This window comes from Maribacter flavus, from assembly GCF_008386635.1.
Taxonomy (GTDB): domain Bacteria; phylum Bacteroidota; class Bacteroidia; order Flavobacteriales; family Flavobacteriaceae; genus Maribacter; species Maribacter flavus.
Genome location: NZ_VUOE01000003.1, coordinates 96,088 through 113,311 on the forward strand (window position 1 = coordinate 96,088; position 17,224 = coordinate 113,311).

At 37.5% G+C, this 17,224-nt stretch carries 11 protein-coding genes and 1 tRNA gene; 5 read left to right on the forward strand and 7 right to left on the reverse strand.

Features of this window, described 5'->3' with window-relative positions; genetic code table 11:
• The first annotated feature begins 113 nt into the window (after nucleotides 1–113).
• The 4 genes from F0361_RS16565 (at nucleotide 114) to F0361_RS16580 (ending at nucleotide 4,783) form a co-directional block, all read left to right on the forward strand.
• Nucleotides 114–1,427: a condensation domain-containing protein gene (locus tag F0361_RS16565; RefSeq protein WP_154920475.1), complete on the forward strand. Its 1,314-nt coding sequence runs from the start codon at nucleotides 114–116 to the stop codon at nucleotides 1,425–1,427.
• Between the two features lie 238 nt (nucleotides 1,428–1,665).
• Entirely contained in the window at nucleotides 1,666–2,469 is an 804-nt protein-coding gene (locus F0361_RS16570; RefSeq protein ID WP_154920477.1) for a glycosyltransferase family 2 protein, read from the forward strand.
• Between the two features lie 201 nt (nucleotides 2,470–2,670).
• On the forward strand, nucleotides 2,671–3,588 hold the full coding sequence (locus F0361_RS16575) for a glycosyltransferase (protein ID WP_154920479.1): 918 nt from the start codon (nucleotides 2,671–2,673) through the stop codon (nucleotides 3,586–3,588).
• Nucleotides 3,589–3,898: 310 nt separating this feature from the next.
• Nucleotides 3,899–4,783 carry a polysaccharide deacetylase family protein gene (locus F0361_RS16580; RefSeq protein WP_161598258.1) on the forward strand — a complete coding sequence of 295 codons (885 nt, stop codon included), beginning with the start codon at nucleotides 3,899–3,901 and terminating at the stop codon, nucleotides 4,781–4,783.
• A 213-nt stretch (nucleotides 4,784–4,996) separates the two neighbouring features.
• On the opposite strand, the gene F0361_RS16585 is transcribed toward F0361_RS16580, so the two are convergent.
• The 5 genes from F0361_RS16585 to F0361_RS16605 all read right to left on the reverse strand — a co-directional run bounded on the left by F0361_RS16585 (nucleotide 4,997) and on the right by F0361_RS16605 (nucleotide 13,604).
• Entirely contained in the window at nucleotides 4,997–6,223 is a 1,227-nt protein-coding gene (locus tag F0361_RS16585) for a site-specific integrase (RefSeq protein ID WP_154920482.1), read from the reverse strand.
• 259 nt (nucleotides 6,224–6,482) lie between these two features.
• Nucleotides 6,483–7,844, reverse strand: a complete 1,362-nt coding sequence (locus F0361_RS16590) for a c-type cytochrome domain-containing protein (RefSeq protein WP_154920484.1) — start codon at nucleotides 7,842–7,844, stop codon at nucleotides 6,483–6,485.
• 15 nt (nucleotides 7,845–7,859) lie between these two features.
• Nucleotides 7,860–8,912 carry a 6-bladed beta-propeller gene (locus F0361_RS16595; RefSeq protein ID WP_154920486.1) on the reverse strand — a complete coding sequence of 351 codons (1,053 nt, stop codon included), beginning with the start codon at nucleotides 8,910–8,912 and terminating at the stop codon, nucleotides 7,860–7,862.
• A gap of 13 nt (nucleotides 8,913–8,925) precedes the next feature.
• Nucleotides 8,926–10,392 (reverse strand): DUF1501 domain-containing protein, encoded by a 1,467-nt coding sequence (locus F0361_RS16600; protein ID WP_170258014.1) that lies wholly within the window; start codon nucleotides 10,390–10,392, stop codon nucleotides 8,926–8,928.
• Between the two features lie 11 nt (nucleotides 10,393–10,403).
• Nucleotides 10,404–13,604 (reverse strand): DUF1553 domain-containing protein, encoded by a 3,201-nt coding sequence (locus F0361_RS16605; RefSeq protein ID WP_154920488.1) that lies wholly within the window; start codon nucleotides 13,602–13,604, stop codon nucleotides 10,404–10,406.
• A 174-nt stretch (nucleotides 13,605–13,778) separates the two neighbouring features.
• Between F0361_RS16605 and F0361_RS16610 the strand changes: the two genes are divergently transcribed.
• Nucleotides 13,779–13,853, forward strand: a tRNA-Val gene (locus F0361_RS16610).
• Between the two features lie 37 nt (nucleotides 13,854–13,890).
• On the opposite strand, the gene F0361_RS16615 is transcribed toward F0361_RS16610, so the two are convergent.
• Together F0361_RS16615 and gldJ are read right to left on the reverse strand one after the other, a co-directional pair.
• Nucleotides 13,891–15,162 (reverse strand): UDP-N-acetylmuramoyl-tripeptide--D-alanyl-D-alanine ligase, encoded by a 1,272-nt coding sequence (locus F0361_RS16615; protein ID WP_154920491.1) that lies wholly within the window; start codon nucleotides 15,160–15,162, stop codon nucleotides 13,891–13,893.
• 63 nt (nucleotides 15,163–15,225) lie between these two features.
• Nucleotides 15,226–16,890 carry a gliding motility lipoprotein GldJ gene (gene gldJ / locus F0361_RS16620; protein ID WP_138259591.1) on the reverse strand — a complete coding sequence of 555 codons (1,665 nt, stop codon included), beginning with the start codon at nucleotides 16,888–16,890 and terminating at the stop codon, nucleotides 15,226–15,228.
• Between the last annotated feature and the right edge of the window lie 334 nt (nucleotides 16,891–17,224).

Below are 17,224 nucleotides of genomic sequence, written 5' to 3' on the forward strand. Positions count from 1 at the left end.
ACCAAAATTTTTATTTAAACATTTTAATAGATTTTTTAGGTTATATAAACCTATATTTTACAACACATATTGATTATTCTTAAACAGTTGGCAATCATTTAAAGAAATATCCTATGCTTTTGGAAAAAACGAATGAAAAAGAGTATTTGCCATTTGTCAGACAAATAAAGGACTGGCATAGGTACAATACCCAAGGGAATTCATTTGTTGAAAGAGGGATTAAACTTGTAAATTTTAACAAAAAAAAAATTCATAATACCATTTATTCGCTACTTCATAGGCAAGAGATTTTACGTTCGATATTTTATAAAAGCCAGAATGGGTTGATAATTAATAAATTGCTGGAAGTCGAAAATGATTTGTTCAAGCCAGTTTATATCATTGGTGATAATTTTCAAGCTGTTTTGGATAATATTAAAGAAGATAACGAAAAAGTTTCTTTAACAAGAGGACCCCTATTTAGATCTTTTATCATTGAAATAGGTCAAACAAAATACCTCATGTTTTTCGTTCACCATATGATATGTAGTGGATCTTCTATGAATTTGTTGATAAAGGCATTTATCGACCTCTATAAAAACGAAAAATCATTGCACACTGTTATGTATCAGTTTCGATATTATACTAAATATACCCATCGAAAAATTTTTGATAGGTATGATGTGACAAGTACATTTCTAACTAGGAATTTAAAGCTGCCAATTTCCAAAAAAAATGCTCTCAATAAAGTTTACAATCCGATAGACCAAGAAAAATTATTGACCGATCTATCCAATGAAAATCATTATGTTATAGTGGATTCCCCTAAAGCCAGGCCTCTCTCAATAACTACATATTTTAAAATAGAAAATTTAGAGGAAGTAGTTGCATTGCTTGAACAAAAAAGTATCCATTTAATGAGTTTTTTTTTAGTACCATATTTGAAATTAATTCGCAAGTTTTATGGTAACCATGTTTTGGTCGGTCTTCTATTTGACGATAGATATAATGTATACTCTAAAAAAAGTATAGGTGAATATACAGGAGAGTCTTTTATAAGTGTAAACAGTGAAGAGAATCTATCTTTGAGTTCTTTGCTCGAAATTAATAGTGAAGTCATTAAATTGTCAAGGCATTTGATTTTTAATTATAATCTGTATGGGGTTGATGAAAAACTCTTGTACCGAGATAGGTGTGTGGGATTTTTTAATTTCAGCAAGTCCAGCTTAAATTATAATCCGGAGGAACAACAGTGCAATGATTTCAGAAAAATAAAATTTGTTGGTCTAAGACTCGAACCAGTTTTTAATTTGTATACAAATGGGTATTTGACCATAGATTGGAGATTTGATGGCTCTCAATTAAGCAGGGAAAAGGTAAAGGATTTGTTCGAAAATTATAAGAGTCTTTTCTATGCTCTTAAGGCACAAATTTTGACTTCCATTTAAGAATTAACTGGAATTTTAGTGTCGACTTAAAAAAATATAGTAGGTTTTCAAAAAGAAACTTAAATACCCCATAAAATACAATTACAAGAATCATAAAGCCAGAAAATTAAGGCTTTAAATTGAGAATTATATCCGCTTCGGAAAACTTAAATTCTCAATTATTTCAAAACACATAATGTCCTTACATATTCAAATTATGCCCAAAAGAATTAATCTTTAGATAAAACAACAATAAAGAATGGATGTAAGCGATGTTACAGTAATTATTACGGTATGGAAAAGACCTTATCTGGATTTACAATTGAAAAGTCTTATAAATCAGGTTATAAAACCCAAAGAAATATGGATAATTCATAATGAAAACTATATTGAAACCAAAAATACATCATCAAAATACCGTGATGTTTTTCCGAATATATCTGTAATACATTCTGAGATAAATCTAAAATATTTTGGTAGATTTTCTATTTGCTATAATGTGAAAACTAGATTTACATTAATAATCGATGACGATGTAATTCCGTCTTCACAATGGATTAAAATTTGTTTGGAAAAAAGTGGCCAATACAATGCTATTATTTCATGCACAGGTAGAATCATAAGACCCAAAAATTATAGACCGGAAGAATTTGATTTAGGTAATAAAAATGAAATTCTAAACAAATATTTCATTGGTGATAATTATAACGAAGAAGAATACAACTGCTTCCCTGAGGATACAGTGGTTGATTACGGCTGCAATAGTTATTTTTTTAAAACAGAATGGATAAGAAACTTTTGGCGCATCTGGCCAGCTACATTTGATTCAGGAGAGGATATTCATCTATCCGCCACTCTTAAAATTTTAAAATCAATCCCAACGATTGTTCCAAAACAAAATATTGATACATCAGGTAATTTAAAAAAGAAATTCAGTGTTGACCAATATTCATCTTGTCTTCATGAAGATTTTATTGATGTCAGACAAAAGGTCTTTGAATACTTAATAAATGAACAGGGGTGGCGTCCAATCCTATGGAACAAGACAATCCAAACAGATTAATAAACCTTTATCAATCGACCTTATAATTTATTATTCTAATTCAACTTGGTGATAGTTGATTAAGATTATTTTATTTGATTTCCTAATAATTATCTAAAAAATAATCAATCTAATTAGACAATCTGGAATTATCTAATACGGATACTTACCAAAAGGAAAATTAACGATTAAAATTTGAGTATTAACTAAAAATTAATTTTCATGTTACAGTCAACTAAAAATTTAAAGTTATCAGTAATCATTCCCACTTATAATAGAAGTAAATTACTTGATTTTACGCTCCATTCCATTACCTTACAAAACATTTCAAGAGAATCTTTTGAAGTAATTGTTGTCGATGATGGCTCTTCAGATAATACTAAAGAAATTGTTTACTCTTACGAGGAAGTTATTAATATTAAATATTTTTTTAAAAAGGACAGGGGATATTGTCCCGGCTCATCAAGAAACATTGGAATTATGAATTCTAGTAGTCCGATTTGTTTATTTGTAGATTCAGGACTATTGCTAAGTAATAAATTTCTATCCTCACATTTGTCATATTATAATTCCGAAAACCTTCATGAAATTTCTGTACTTGGTCTGGTTTATGGCATTTATCATAAGCCAATGGATGAAGAAGTTATATTGAAATTAATTGATTGTATGAATCCCACTACAAGTATACAAGAAATTAAAAGGAGAAATATATCACCTGATGTTCGCGAAAACTATTTTCAGAATCATAAATATAATATTTCCAACTTACCAGCTCCTTGGGTAATGTTTATGAGCGGTAATGTTTCTGTAAGTCGTTCAAATTTGATAAAAGTCGGAATGTTTGATGAAAATTTTGATGGAAATTGGGGGTGTGAAGATCAAGAATTGGGTTATAGGCTAAACAGGCTTGGAATTAGGTTGGAAATAAGTAAAGATGCCGAATCGTTACATTATCCCCATGAAATAGATGTCAATGAAAATAGAAAACAAGGATACCATAATTGTGTGTACTTCAACTCTAAGTATAATACGGAGGAGACTCGACTCTTTCTTAATCATTATAAAGAGATGACCATGGTAGAATCCATTGACATTAATAAAATTTTATTAGAAAAAAAGAAGGTCACTAGTCGAGCATAACTATTCAAATTGTTACATCCTCTTTCAATATATAAAACATAAACAAACTGGTATTCAGTTTCCTAAAGTCGTACTTTATTTTCTTATATACCTTTAGTTTTCATATTTCATTATTCAAAAGCACTGCTTTTGGTTTCAAAAAAACTATATTTTACTCTGTAAGTAGAGTAATCTCTTGAAATAAAATCGCATAACAAGTTAAATAATGAAAATTTTAATTAGGTGATAGTATTTTGGACATTGTGCAAGTGTAGAGATATTATGGAAAAATCAGCTTGAAATAATGACTTTTAAAAATAACTTCTATCTGGTGAAAAAACATAACAAACCAAATTTAGCGAAAATCCAAAATTTAAAATATCTAGGTTATGATGAAGGTTCAAAACTGCTAATTATACATGCAGATGACCTAGGTTTAAGTAATTCAACAAATGATGCATGTGTTGATTTACTTAAAAAGGGATTTATTAATTCTGCTAGTTTAATGGTCACTTGTCCTTGGTTTCCTCAAATCGCACAGTTTGCACGAACAAACAAGGACATATTTGATTTTGGGGTACACCTAACACTTACAAGTGAATGGAAATATTATAAATGGGGCCCAGTATCTTCTATAAATGAAGTTCCTACCTTAGTCGATGATCATGGTTTTTTCTTTTCAGATGTCAATTCTGTAAGAAAACAGGGGAATGTCTCTGAAGTGGAACTGGAATTGCGAAATCAGGTCAAAAGAGCATTGGATTTTGGAATAAAGATTACACACTTGGATGCCCATATGCATGTTACAAAAATTTCAAGCGAATTTGCCCAAATTTACCATAAAATAGGTAGAGACTATAATTTGCCTGTCTTGTTCTCCCATTATGATAAGGATATTAATACTGAAAACTTTTTTACTGTGGACTATCTGTATCAAGCTTCGCCAATGGACTATGAAAAAGGTTTGGACAAGTATTATCTGGAAGTATTAAAAAATCTTCCAAGTGGATTATCTTGTTTACTTATTCATCCAGCCTTTGATAATGAAGAAACACAAGCAATTACTGTCGGTCATTTAAATTGGGGTTCACGTTGGAGGCAAATGGACTATGATTTCTTTTCGAGTATGGATTATCGGGAGATTATAGAAGAAACAGGAATAAAATTTATAACATGGAGAGACATACAAGATAAAATAATTTTAAGTGATGGCTAATACCTCTTAGGAATCTATAGGAATCTATAGGAATCTTCTACCATGAGGGGATTCGAACAATTGTATACCTATTTAGCCCAAAGAAATCAGAAAAAAATACCTTTTAAAAGATTTGATTCATATAAGCCAATTATTAAACTTACAAATGTTTTTATACAAAGTTTGATAAATTTAGAAATCGAATGAATCTTTGAGTTGTGGAAAAAAACAATATTATAGCATAATTTTAGAGTCATAATCATCAATAATATTGGTTTCGAATGAGTTTAAATATGCCTGTGTCATAGCCTCAGTCGTGTGGCCAAGACTATCTTGAATAATATTACTTGGTGCACCGCTTCTTTTAAGAATATTGGCATAAGTGTGTCGTGCACTATAAATTGTAAAATGAGGAAGATCTAGTACTTTGGAAATACGCCTCAAGTATGCGTTTTGTCTTTTTCTTTTGTTTTTAACTGCTTCATATAATTGACCAGGACTCATTTTCTTGTTAGGTAAAATTGGTAAAACGAAAGAGTCTTTATCAAAATCGACCTCATTATACTTTTTCAATAGTTCCTTTAAGGCTGGAACAATTTTTATGGAAAATAATTTATTTCTTGTCTTAGCTCTTATATAAGTAATTCGATCCAAGTCTCCTTGAATATCCCCGCCTTTTAATAAAGACATATCCATCCAGTTCATACCTCTTAAGTAAAATGAAACAAGGTATAGGTCTCTTGCCTTTGTAAGCACATTTTCTTTAAATTCAGCAGTTTTCAGAATATCCAGTTGTTCTTCATTTAAAAACATTCTTTTTGGGGTACCGCTTTTAATAGCATAATCCTTAAAGGGATTGTACTTTTCGTTGATTATTCCAGATTTGATAGCTCTTTTATATACGGCACGAAGTGTCCTCATAGAAACGCTTAAACCGCCAGCCGTATTTCCCATGGCATAATGCTTGGTCTCTAATTTTTTAAGAAATGTATAATCTATTCGCCTAAAGGGTAAAGGTTTTTCTCCATACGACCTAAGAATCCAATTTCTCAAATCTCTATAGACTCCTGCGTTGCCGAACTTTCTTGCCGTTTTTAAATCGGATATTACTTGGTCAGTAAATGCAAAAAAATCGATATCCTGCCTACCTTTGCCTTGTATTTCTTTTTTAAGAGCAGGCATTGAAATTCCTTCTGCCCTTCCTTCTTGTTCTAGTAGCGTTACTGTATCATATACCTTCTTGATTTTTTCTTGAATAGTATTATTTAATCGGGTAACATTAGATGTAATTATACTAGTAGATTTTATTCTTTGATTCTTTGCATCAAAGTCTTTATCTGTCATGTTTATTCCAAGAGGTAGATAGGTAGTTTTACGGTCGTAAGTTATCCTGATTACCAGTGGATAGGTTCCATCTTTTTTTTGTCTAACTTTATTAAGTAGAACCTTAGTGGTTAGCATCTGTTTTAAAATTTATAAACTATTTATAAACAAATATAGGTTTTATTCGGTATTATTTGAAATATTATATTTTATAAGTGGTTGTTTTACAGTCAAATAAAAATTTATGGAGCCATATAAAACCATAAATTAACAGTCTTACAAGCAGGGGGTCACTGGTTCGAATCCAGTAGGGCCCACGAATTAAAAAAACCCGTACTTAACATAGTACGGGTTTTTTGTTTCTGCTTGGACAAAGAGTTACTTTTTCCTGATTTTACTAGAAAATTATTTCCATTTGGGGGTTTTTCACTTTGAATTCCTGAACTATGTTTTTGTCTGTCGATGTATTCCAAAGATAAATGCGTCTTAGGCTTGCAATTTTGGACAGGTCCTCCAAACATTTTTCCGAAACATTGGTCTCATATAGATTGATACTCTCCAAGTGCTTAAGTGTCGAAAGCTGTTTTATTCCTGTATCGGTGAGGGGGGTCTTTTCCAACTGAAGCCGGGTAAGATTGGGGAATTTTGATATATAATTGAGCTGGCTATCGGAAATATTACTTTTGGCGAACGATAGCCATGTAATATGATCGGACACTTCCAACAATGATTTTAATTTTTCTTCTGTTAGTTCTTGGTCGTTGTATTTGATATCCAATAGGTAATTTTCTTGTCCCAATTTTTTGACCGAAAAACCTTGATCAATGAGTTTATCAATTACAAGGGAATCCACCGGTTCTAGTTTTACCGTTTCGTACCAAGGTTTTGGGGTGGTATCGATTCCATAATTTTTAGACAATATTGATTTTATGGGACCTATGGCGTTTCCTTCCTCAACTTTCATTGTCAAATCGGCCCCATTGGTAATCCACCAATCCAATAATTGAATTTCGGTATAAGTAAGGGGCTCCCCTACGGGTGGCATATATTTTTGACTTTTTGGGGATAGGGTAACCCTTTTAAAAAGTTCACTTTCGGTAGGGATACGGGCTATTAAAGTTGGACCACTTTCACCGCCCTTGAACAGTGAATCCGGGTGTTCCATATTTAATTGTCCCCTTTGGATCTCGGCATTGTGGCATGCCCAACATTTTTCCTGGAAAATAGGTGCTATCAAATCTTCGTAAACCACTATGGAATCCCGGTTTGAAAAATCGGTTTTACCAAATTCCTTTTCGGCAAACTTGTTTTTGATAAAGGCAGGGGCATATTCCAAAAGGTAGTCCGGTCCGTGGGTCAACGTTCCCCCCAAGTGTCCCTCTATAAAAATCACCAATAGGACGAGGATATTTATGGTGTTCTGAATTCCAGGGGCATAGCGTTTCCAATTTTTTTTAAGCCACCAGCCTATAAAACCCATAAACACCAAGGAGACTCCAAGCCAGCGATGAAAAAACAGATCGTCCTCCAGATATAATCCCGTATCGCCCAACCACCATCCGGAAATGATGGATGCCAAGCCGCCAAGGCTGCCCAATAACCAAGCATAGGCTATTAATTGACCTATTTTTCTTCCTCTGATACGTTGATACCATTCCAGTAAGATAGCCAGCAAAAGAAACCCGATCGGCAAGTGGACCAAAACAGGATGAAACCGACCCAAAAAATAGGTATAGTCTGTAAACAGGAACAATGTCATTTTAATGGTCGGGATTTAAACTCGATGGAGTTTGATGGGATACGTCTTTCCCGAAGCCCACTGCGGAACATAAAGGTTACCATCCGCATCGACCAAGACGTCATGGGGGTTTCTAAAAGTGCTACCGTCGTACTGAGGTTCTACCAGAATGTTGTTTACATATTCTGGAGCGCTTCCGCCAGGTAGGGAAACTACTTTATTGTTTGCATCCAGTACCGCCAACATACCGTCCCAAGTGTCCCATGTTTTGGTTACGATCACCGCGAAATAGAGATGATTCTCATGAATGACAGGTCTACAAATGGAGCACCCTGGCAACTTAATGGTTTCTAAATGTTTTCCATCCAGAGAAAACCTTTTGAATTCCTGACTCGCCCTGGACGTAATCAAAAGCGTTGGGTTGGAGGCGTCCCTCTTATCAAGGGTAATTCCGTGGCAACAGTTAAATTCGCCCGGCCCGTTACCGCTTCCCCCAAAATGGTTTAAATACTCGCCTTTCTCGTTGTAATGGATGATATAGTTTTCCCCATAGCCATCGGCCACATAGAAATCCCCATTGGGTAAAATGGCCGTTTCGGTAGGTTTGAACTGTTCATCACTTTGATACCCTAAAACTTCCCTAGGTCGCTCCAGAGTCAATATAATCCTGCCATCCAAGGTTGTTTTATGGACTTTATGGGTTTCCGGATCTGTAATGAGTAGAAATTGGTCGCTTCCCTCCCCCATGATGGAAAGTCCGTGTGCCCCGGGAAATTCCCTGCCCCAAGATGTTAATACCTTACCGGCCGTGTCATAAACGATGATGTTATCATTGTTTGCACCGGTAGTCGTCATCAATATTCTTCCTTGGCTGTCCATTACCATTTCATGGCAATCATTTACGGGTACTTTGGAAGGATCTTGTACTCCCCATTCCTTATCCACTTGATATGTAAAATCACCATGTCCAACAATACCCTCCATATATTTTTTGGATTTTAGAATACCGAAAGTTTCCTTTGGTACGATCATGCTTGCAGTAGTAGCGGCAAGCGTATTTTTTAAAAATATTCGTCTTTTATTTTTCATATACCGATATATTTTAGGCCAAAATTTCCTTTACAACCTCTCCATGTACATCCGTAAGGCGATATCTTCTTCCTTGGAATTTAAACGTTAGGCGTTCATGATCTATACCCAGTAAATGCATTACTGTAGCTTGGAAGTCATGGATGTGAACGGGCCGTTGTGTAATATTGAACCCAAATTCGTCCGTGGCACCTAGGGTCATTCCTCCCTTTATTCCAGCACCTGCCATAAAAATCGTAAAGCATTTACCATGATGGTCCCTGCCAAAATTCGTCGCCGTTAATTGGCCTTGGGAGTAATTGGTCCGGCCAAATTCACCACCCCATATGACCAAGGTGTCTTCAAGCATCCCCCTTTGTTTAAGGTCTGTTATAAGGGCGGCCGTTGCTTGGTCGGTATCCTTGCACTGTCTCTTTAGGGCACTGGGCAAATTTCCGTGTTGGTCCCATCCTTGGTGGTATAATTGTATGAATTTCACGTCTCTTTCGGCCAACCTTCTTGCCAATAAGGCGTTAGCTGCAAAAGTTCCTGGAACTTTACTGTCCTCGCCGTACATGTCATAAATATATTCAGGCTCGTCTGAAGTATCCATAATTTCAGGTACGGAGGTTTGCATTCTAAAGGCCATTTCATATTGCGCCATACGTGCCATTATTTCCGGGTCCCCAATATCCTTTTGGTTCAATTGTTCCAACTTTTGTAGGTAATCCAATTGCTCCCTTCTTCCTTGAGAATCCACACCTGGTGGATTTGTTAGGTAAAGCACAGGGTCTTTTCCTGCCCTAAATTGTACACCCTGGTGCTGTGAAGGCAGGAATCCATTGCCCCATAATCTGGAATATAACGGTTGTCCTCCCGTTTTTCCTTTGGTCACGAGTACTACGAATTCTGGAAGGTTTTTGTTGTCCGTACCAAGACCATAACTAAGCCATGAACCCATGGAGGGCCTACCCGGTAATTGGGAACCTGTTTGCATAAACGTAATGGCGGGATCGTGATTGATGGCTTCTGTATACATGGATTTGATAAAGCATAGATCATCCACTATCTTGGAAGTATGCGGCATTAAATCCGTCATCCATGCACCGCTGTCCCCAAATTGATTGAAAGTAGATAAGGTACCCGCCAAAGGCAGGGAGGCCTGGCCGGAGGTCATCCCCGTCAGACGTTGGCCCCCGTGGACACTTTCTGGTAAATCCTGACCTTGCATCTTGTTCAACAGGGGTTTGTAATCAAACAGGTCCAATTGGGACGGGGCACCACTCTGAAAAAGGTAAATGATTCGCTTGGCCTTTGGTGCAAAATGAGGCTGACCCAAAACCCCTCCGCCTTTTGCTAAATCCTTTTGGACTGTTTTTGGGGTATTTCCAAAAAGTAACGAGGAATCCATCAGGGAACCAAGGCTAAGTGCTCCCATGCCCAAAGATGTCTTGGTCAAAAAATCCCTTCGTGTATAATTTTTATTATGGTTGTTGCACATAGCTTTTTGGATTATCTTTTGGTATATGCTTCATCATGGTTCAATAAGGTATTGGTTACCATGGTGAGGGCGGCGGTTTTTGTCATGTCTAGTGAATTATCGACAATTTTTTCCCCAACGGACAAAAGCTTGGTTGCTTCGGACGGATTTTTTTGAAATCTCTTTTTTTGCTGGTCGTAAAACTCGATTAACAATTGCAATTCTTCTTTTTTGGGCCTACGGCTTGTCGCAAGTCTAAAAGCATGGGTTATTTGTTTATCCAAAGTGTCTCCCGCTTCCTTTTGAATCCTTTCTGCCAAGATCCTGGATGCTTCAACAAACTGTTTGTCGTTTAATAGGACCAATGCCTGTAATGGTGTGTTGGTATTTTCCCTGGATATGGTGCATACCTCTCTGGATGGGGCATCAAAAGCTATCATGGCCGGATGGGGCTGTGTTCGTCGAACAAACGTGTAGAGACTCCTCCGGTACAGGCTATCGCCTTTGGTTTCTTTGTATCGCATCAATTCATGCGAAAAGCTTGTTTTTTCAATCCAGAGATCCGCGGGTTGATACGGTTTTACGCTTTTACCGCCAACCGTTGGTACCAAAAGACCACTGGCTGCCAATGCATTGTCGCGTATAAGCTCCGCAGGTAACCTGTAGGTATTGCTTCTTGCCAGGTATATGTTTTCAGGGTCATTTTGCCACAATTCCTCAGATACCTTGGAAGATTGCCTATAGGTATGTGACATCACCATTTTTTTTAGTAATGCCCTTACATCCCAATCACTGTCCATAAACGAAATGGCCAACCAATCCAATAGTTCCGGATGACTGGGTAGCGATCCCTGTACACCAAAATCCGTAGGCGTGTCCACCAATCCTTTCCCAAAAAGTAGTTGCCAGTATCTATTGACCGTTACCCTGGCGGTCAAAGGGTGTTCTTTTGAAAATAGCCATTTTGAGAGGCCCAATCTATTTTTTGGCAAATCATCCGAAAATTCTGGTAAAATGGATAAGGTATTCGCTTCGACCTCCTGGGTGGGTTGGTCATAGTTTCCACGGTCATACAAATAGGCTTTCCTTTTTGTGGGCATTTCTTCCATAACCATTACCTCCATGACAGGTTCCATGGTTGTTAACCAATCTGCCCGTAACGTTCTTAATTCCTTTTCCAGGTTTTGAACTGCATCGGATTGCTGTATCCAATATTTCTTGTCTACTGTAGGTGTGTTGGTTTCGTTTTGTAACGAGGCCAATCTTTTTATTTCAATAGGGGATAGGCCTCTATTAAATAATAGGATTTCATCAATTTTACCTAGAAAAATCCCATTTTCGCCAGTAAAACCTCTGTAACTCTTTGCCACCCTTACTGGAGCATGGTAAGCGGAATGATCACCGCTTCGGATTGTCTTTATGCTTTTATACAAATTATCGAAAACTATTTCTGAATCTGCCTCTTCGCCATTGATAAACAGGTTCAGGTCTTTTGCTTTTGAAGATCCTGTATAGGTGAAGGCCACATGATTCCATTCGTTAGTTTTGATGGAATCCTTGGACCTAACATGAATATAATTATGGGGTAGGGAGTGTATGAGTCTTGCGTTGAGCCGATTGGACCCGTCCAAGTAGAAATCCCAACCGCGCCAAAAGTTGTTTTTGTCCCCGGACGTACCCATGATGGTCTGGGTTTTGGCCGAATCTCTTTTTGAGGTTTGGATCCATATGCTTCCCGAAAAGGAATCCATCCATTCAAAATTTGGAATATTGTGAAGATATAATTCGTCATATTCCCCATTGAAAAGAAAGGCATTGCCTTTTATGCCCTCAACTACTTTTGGTGCTTCCTTGGTAGTAGCATCCTTATTTTGGTCGGCAATATGACCTTTATTGGATTTGGAGAGCTTGTCCAAAGGATAGTAATTCAATTTTCCGGTTTCAATAAAGGAATCAGGTAAGGTTTTGATATATTCCTCAAGTTGGGCGAGTTCATTTTTTGTCAGCACGAGCTCCTTTTCTTTTTCGGTAATTTCATTTTGAAGGTCGTTCAACTTGGCCTCGGTACTTTTGTTAGGAAGGGGGAGCATAGGCCCATAATTACCATCGTCGCCGGTCATTCCCAATTCCTTTACATTATTAAAGAACGCCGACATTTGGAAGTAGTCCTTCTGGCTTATAGGGTCGAACTTATGATCATGGCATCTTGCACAGGCTACTGTAAGTCCCATAAAAGCGGTAGAAACGGTTTCCGTGCGGTCAAAGACATAGTTCAATCTAAATTCTTCCTCAATAGCTCCACCCTCAGCTGTCATTGGGTGATTTCTATTGAACGCCGTGGCCAGTTTTTGCTCTCTTGTTGGATTGGGGAAAAGGTCTCCCGCCAATTGCCAAGTAACAAATTGGTCGTAGGGCATATTATCCTTGAAGGCTTTTATGACCCAATCCCGCCATGGCCACATCAAACGTGCACCATCGGCGTGTAGTCCATGGGAATCGGCATATCTGGCAAGGTCCATCCAGTCCAAGGCTAACCGTTCTGCATGTGCATCGGTTTTAAGCAACCTATCCACTACCTTTTCATAGGCATCAATACTTGGGTCCTTTAAAAATGCATCGATTTCCCCAATGGTAGGAGGAAGTCCCGTTAAATCCATGGTTACCCTTCGAATCAATTTTTCCTTTTCGGTCTCTGGTGAGGGGACAAATTTTTTAGTTATCAATTTTGCCTGTACAAAACCGTCTATTTCATTTTGGTATGGCCAATCCTCGTTTATTCGTGAAGGAACGGCTTGTTTCATTGGTTTGAGAAACGCCCAGTGATTCTTCCATTGGGCTCCTTGTTCTACCCATTTGATCAATAGGGCCTTCTCCCTTTTTGTAAGTGATAGATTCGATTCGGGAGGAGGCATTTGAAGTTCCGGATCGTCACTTAGGATTCGTTGAATACATTCGCTATCGCCAGGATTTCCCTTAACGAATGCTCTATTCCCCGATTGAAGTATCTGAAATGCGGATTCCTCAATATCCAATCGCAATCCTCCTTTGCGCGTATTTTCATCCGGACCGTGACAGGCATAGCACCGGTCTGACAAAATTGGTTTTACATGGTAATTGAAGTCGATTTTTTCAGGTAGGTCCGTATATGCAATCTCCAATTCTTCCGGGAGATTGTACTTGCAGCCACTAAGCAACAAGGCAAGAACGAAGTATCCGAAATACTTGAAATCCATCTAAATAGAAATCGAGGTTATTCCTTTAAATGTACACTTTTTTTTGAAAAAAGAGCAGAAAGGAGATTGGTTTGAATTCCAAAGTTTGGACTAAATGGATTTTTAAATTTTATCCAAATTGGATTTTATTCCTTTATCGAACTAAAATTTAGTAGTACCTTAGCCCTCCAAAATGGGATATTAGCTCAGTTGGTTTAGAGCGCTGCCTTGACAGGGCAGAGGTCACTGGTTCGAATCCAGTATATCCCACTCTCTTTTTGTATTTGGTTTGATATCCAGAACTAATTTAGAGAAGGTCCAGAATTCTTTCCATGGCCATTCCCCTGGAACCTTTTATAAACAATAGGGCATTTTGAATCTTATCGGTTTGAAGGTGTTGTTTCAGTTGGTCGAACGATTTCATTTTTTTGAATTCACTCGTTACTTTGTAGAAATTTTCACCGATCAGAAAAATGTTTTCGAAACCTAGTTCCTTGGTCAAATCCGCTATTTTCTGATGTTCTTCATGGGCGCTTTCCCCAAGCTCGAACATATCGCCCAAAAACAGGACTTTAGTATTTCCTGCCATTTTTGCAAAATTTTCTATAGCGGCAGACATGCTTGAAGGGTTTGCATTATAGGCATCCAGGACAATCTTAAGACTATTTTTTTCAATGATTTGGGATCTATTGTTCGATGGAATATAGCCTTCAAGCCCTTCTTTAATTTTCTCCAATGGTACATTGAAGTATTTTCCCATGATAATCGCGGCGCAACAGTTCGAGAAATTATATGCCCCAATAAGTTGGGTCCTGATAATGCTTTTCTCAACATTTACGACTACAAATGGATTCGATTCTACTAGTGAAATCGGATAGAATTTGGAGTCGGAGATGCTAAACCCGTATTTTTTGATGTAGTATTTGAGCTTATCTTTTTGAATAGGGTCATCGGCATTCATGAAGATCCCCTTGTTATTGGCCATCAAGAAATCGTATAGTTCGCTTTTCCCTTTAATAACCCCTTCCACGCCGCCAAAACCTTCTAAATGCGCCTTGCCAAAGTTCGTTATATAGCCAAAATCCGGTGCCGCAATGGAACTTAGAAAAGCGATTTCTTTTTGATGGTTGGCACCCATCTCCACAATAGCAATCTCCGTGTCCTCTTTAATGGAGAGCAAGGTCAATGGCACTCCTATATGATTGTTGAGGTTGCCGGAAGTTGCAATGGTCCTGTATTTCTGGGAAAGAACGGAATTGATAAGTTCCTTTGTAGTGGTCTTGCCATTACTTCCAGTAAGGGCAATTACTGTTGCCTTGGAAAATTTTCTATGAAAGGTACCTAGGTCCTGGAGTGTTTTTAGCACATCTGCAACTAAGATTCTTTGCTTACCTGAAAATTTCTCTTCATCGATAATGGCATAGGCCGCCCCTTTTTTTAAAGCTTCCCCTGCATATTCGTTCCCGTTGAAATTATCGCCCTTCAGTGCAAAAAATAGATCTCCTGGTTTGATTTTTCGGGTATCCGTACAAACACTAGGGTAATTTAAAAAAAGGTTGTGCAGTTCGTTTATTTTCATGAAATCGAAGATAAAAAAAAAGCCCTTTTTTCAAAGGGCTTTATCTTATTTGGATACCAAAAATTATTTGGCTTTTTGTCCTCTAACAGTTTTGTTCTTTGTCTTGGATTTAGAACCTACTCTGGACATGGCACATCTAAATCCTATATAATCCGTTGCCATATACTGTGGTAGGTACCTTCTCTGTGCAGGATCTAACCAGTATGCCCTGTCTCTCCATGAACCACCTTTGTATACACGAACTTCATCGTTTATCAAAGACGTCCTATCATTTGACTGATCGTACTGTCTGATAAGGTTACCGGCTGAATCTCTCTCAACTTTATGTTTTGGAGAGTTGTACATGGATAGTTCTTCAGATTCCTCTTCGTCGCTAAATCTGTCAAAAAATCTTGAAGATCCAGGGTCACCGTCCCTATAACCTCTATTGTCACTGGAAGAGAAGTTTGTCCTCAAATAGGTCTCTTCTTCATCAACAGGAACCATTTTAATCTCACCAGGTAGGTTAACGGCAACTACTTTTCCATTTGGCAACGTGTCGTAAACAATCGAATCCTGTAGGATATTTACTTTTCCATCTTCGCCAATGGCTGTTTTCATGTAGATATTTCCTCTGTAGTAATTGAAGTCGCTTATTTCATCGTCGACTATGGGTCGGTAAACATCGGCTACCCATTCAGCTACGTTACCGGCCATATCGTAAAGACCAAGGTCGTTAGGCTTGTAGGACATAACCTCTGCGGTAATATCGGCACCGTCATCGGACCATCCGGCGATTCCGCCATAATCTCCTTTTCCTTGCTTGAAGTTGGCCAATTGGTCACCACGTCCAACTCGCTGTCCGTTTCTGGTATAGTCACCTTCCCAAGGATATTTTTTTCTACCTCTGTAGTTGTTGTACTCCCTTTGTCCTACTTGTGCCTGTGCGGCATATTCCCACTCAGTTTCCGTAGGGAGCCTATATTCTGGCATAATAATACCGCTACTTCTTTTTGCATAGGCAGGGACACTATCCTTTTTCATCTTCCCTTGTAGGGAGTCGATTTGACCATTGTAAACGGATTCCGGTCTGTTTAAATAAGCCTCCGTACTAAAAGTTCCGGCAACTTCGCCATTCAGAGCTTGATATTTTGCGTCTTTTGCCAAATAACCTTCCCTTTCAAGCATTATTTCGTTTACTCTGTCCGTTCTCCATTCCGCAAATTGGGTCGCTTGGATCCAGTTTACTCCAACTACCGGATACTCTGCATAGGCAGGGTGTCTTAAATAGTTGTTGGTCATGGTTTCGTTAAAACCTAATCTGTTTCTCCAAACCAAGGTGTCAGGTAAGGCACCTTTGTAAATGTTAGCGTATTTGGGATTTTCAGGAGGATAAACGCTTTTTAGATAATCCAAATATTCCAGATACATGACATTCGTGACCTCTGTCTCATCCATATAGAAGGATTGAACATGTTGTGAAGTAGGGGTATTGTTCCAATCATGCATTACGTCATCCTGTACTTTTCCCTTCGTAAAAGTTCCACCTTCAACAAACACTAGTCCAGGAGCGGTCTCTTGCTCTTTGAAGTCAGTATTGTATTGAAAACCACCTTCCTTTTCATTTATCTTCCAACCTGTAGCTCTGGACACATTTTTGGAGGATGTAGATTTGGAACAGCTGGTAACTGTAAAACCTCCCGCAATCACGGTGCATGAGAGTACAACTTTAATAAACTGTTTTTTCATAATTAGGACTTGAGTTCAATCTGTTTAAACTAATAGTTCGCTAGTCTAATTTGATTTGGATTTTAATTTAATTTTATCGCTTTTGCTGGTTAAAACGATGTTTTGATTATTATATTTTATCGTTTAAAATATTTTTGGTAAATCCAGCCTTAAAATATTTTTGATAGCAATTTTGTTCTATGAGGAATAACGCAGCAAAAAAGGATATAGTATATTCGAGGCTTAACTAAAAAGGGAGAATGCCTTGGCTTTCGCGCGAGTATTAAAAAAAACCAAAAATATATACTTAATGGTGCAAGATAACGTTGAAAACAGCGTTTACATATAAAATTAT

Bases quoted from the DNA above. Each gene is read 5' to 3' on its own strand.
- F0361_RS16565 (WP_154920475.1), top strand. From the start codon at position 114: ATGCTTTTGGAAAAAACGAATGAAAAAGAGTATTTGCCATTTGTCAGA.
- F0361_RS16570 (WP_154920477.1), top strand. From the start codon at position 1,666: ATGGATGTAAGCGATGTTACAGTAATTATTACGGTATGGAAAAGACCT.
- F0361_RS16585 (WP_154920482.1), bottom strand. From the start codon at position 6,223: ATGCTAACCACTAAGGTTCTACTTAATAAAGTTAGACAAAAAAAAGAT.
- F0361_RS16575 (WP_154920479.1), top strand. From the start codon at position 2,671: ATGTTACAGTCAACTAAAAATTTAAAGTTATCAGTAATCATTCCCACT.
- F0361_RS16615 (WP_154920491.1), bottom strand. From the start codon at position 15,162: ATGAAAATAAACGAACTGCACAACCTTTTTTTAAATTACCCTAGTGTT.
- F0361_RS16595 (WP_154920486.1), bottom strand. From the start codon at position 8,912: ATGAAAAATAAAAGACGAATATTTTTAAAAAATACGCTTGCCGCTACT.
- F0361_RS16600 (WP_170258014.1), bottom strand. From the start codon at position 10,392: ATGTGCAACAACCATAATAAAAATTATACACGAAGGGATTTTTTGACC.
- F0361_RS16605 (WP_154920488.1), bottom strand. From the start codon at position 13,604: ATGGATTTCAAGTATTTCGGATACTTCGTTCTTGCCTTGTTGCTTAGT.
- gldJ (WP_138259591.1), bottom strand. From the start codon at position 16,890: ATGAAAAAACAGTTTATTAAAGTTGTACTCTCATGCACCGTGATTGCG.
- F0361_RS16590 (WP_154920484.1), bottom strand. From the start codon at position 7,844: ATGACATTGTTCCTGTTTACAGACTATACCTATTTTTTGGGTCGGTTT.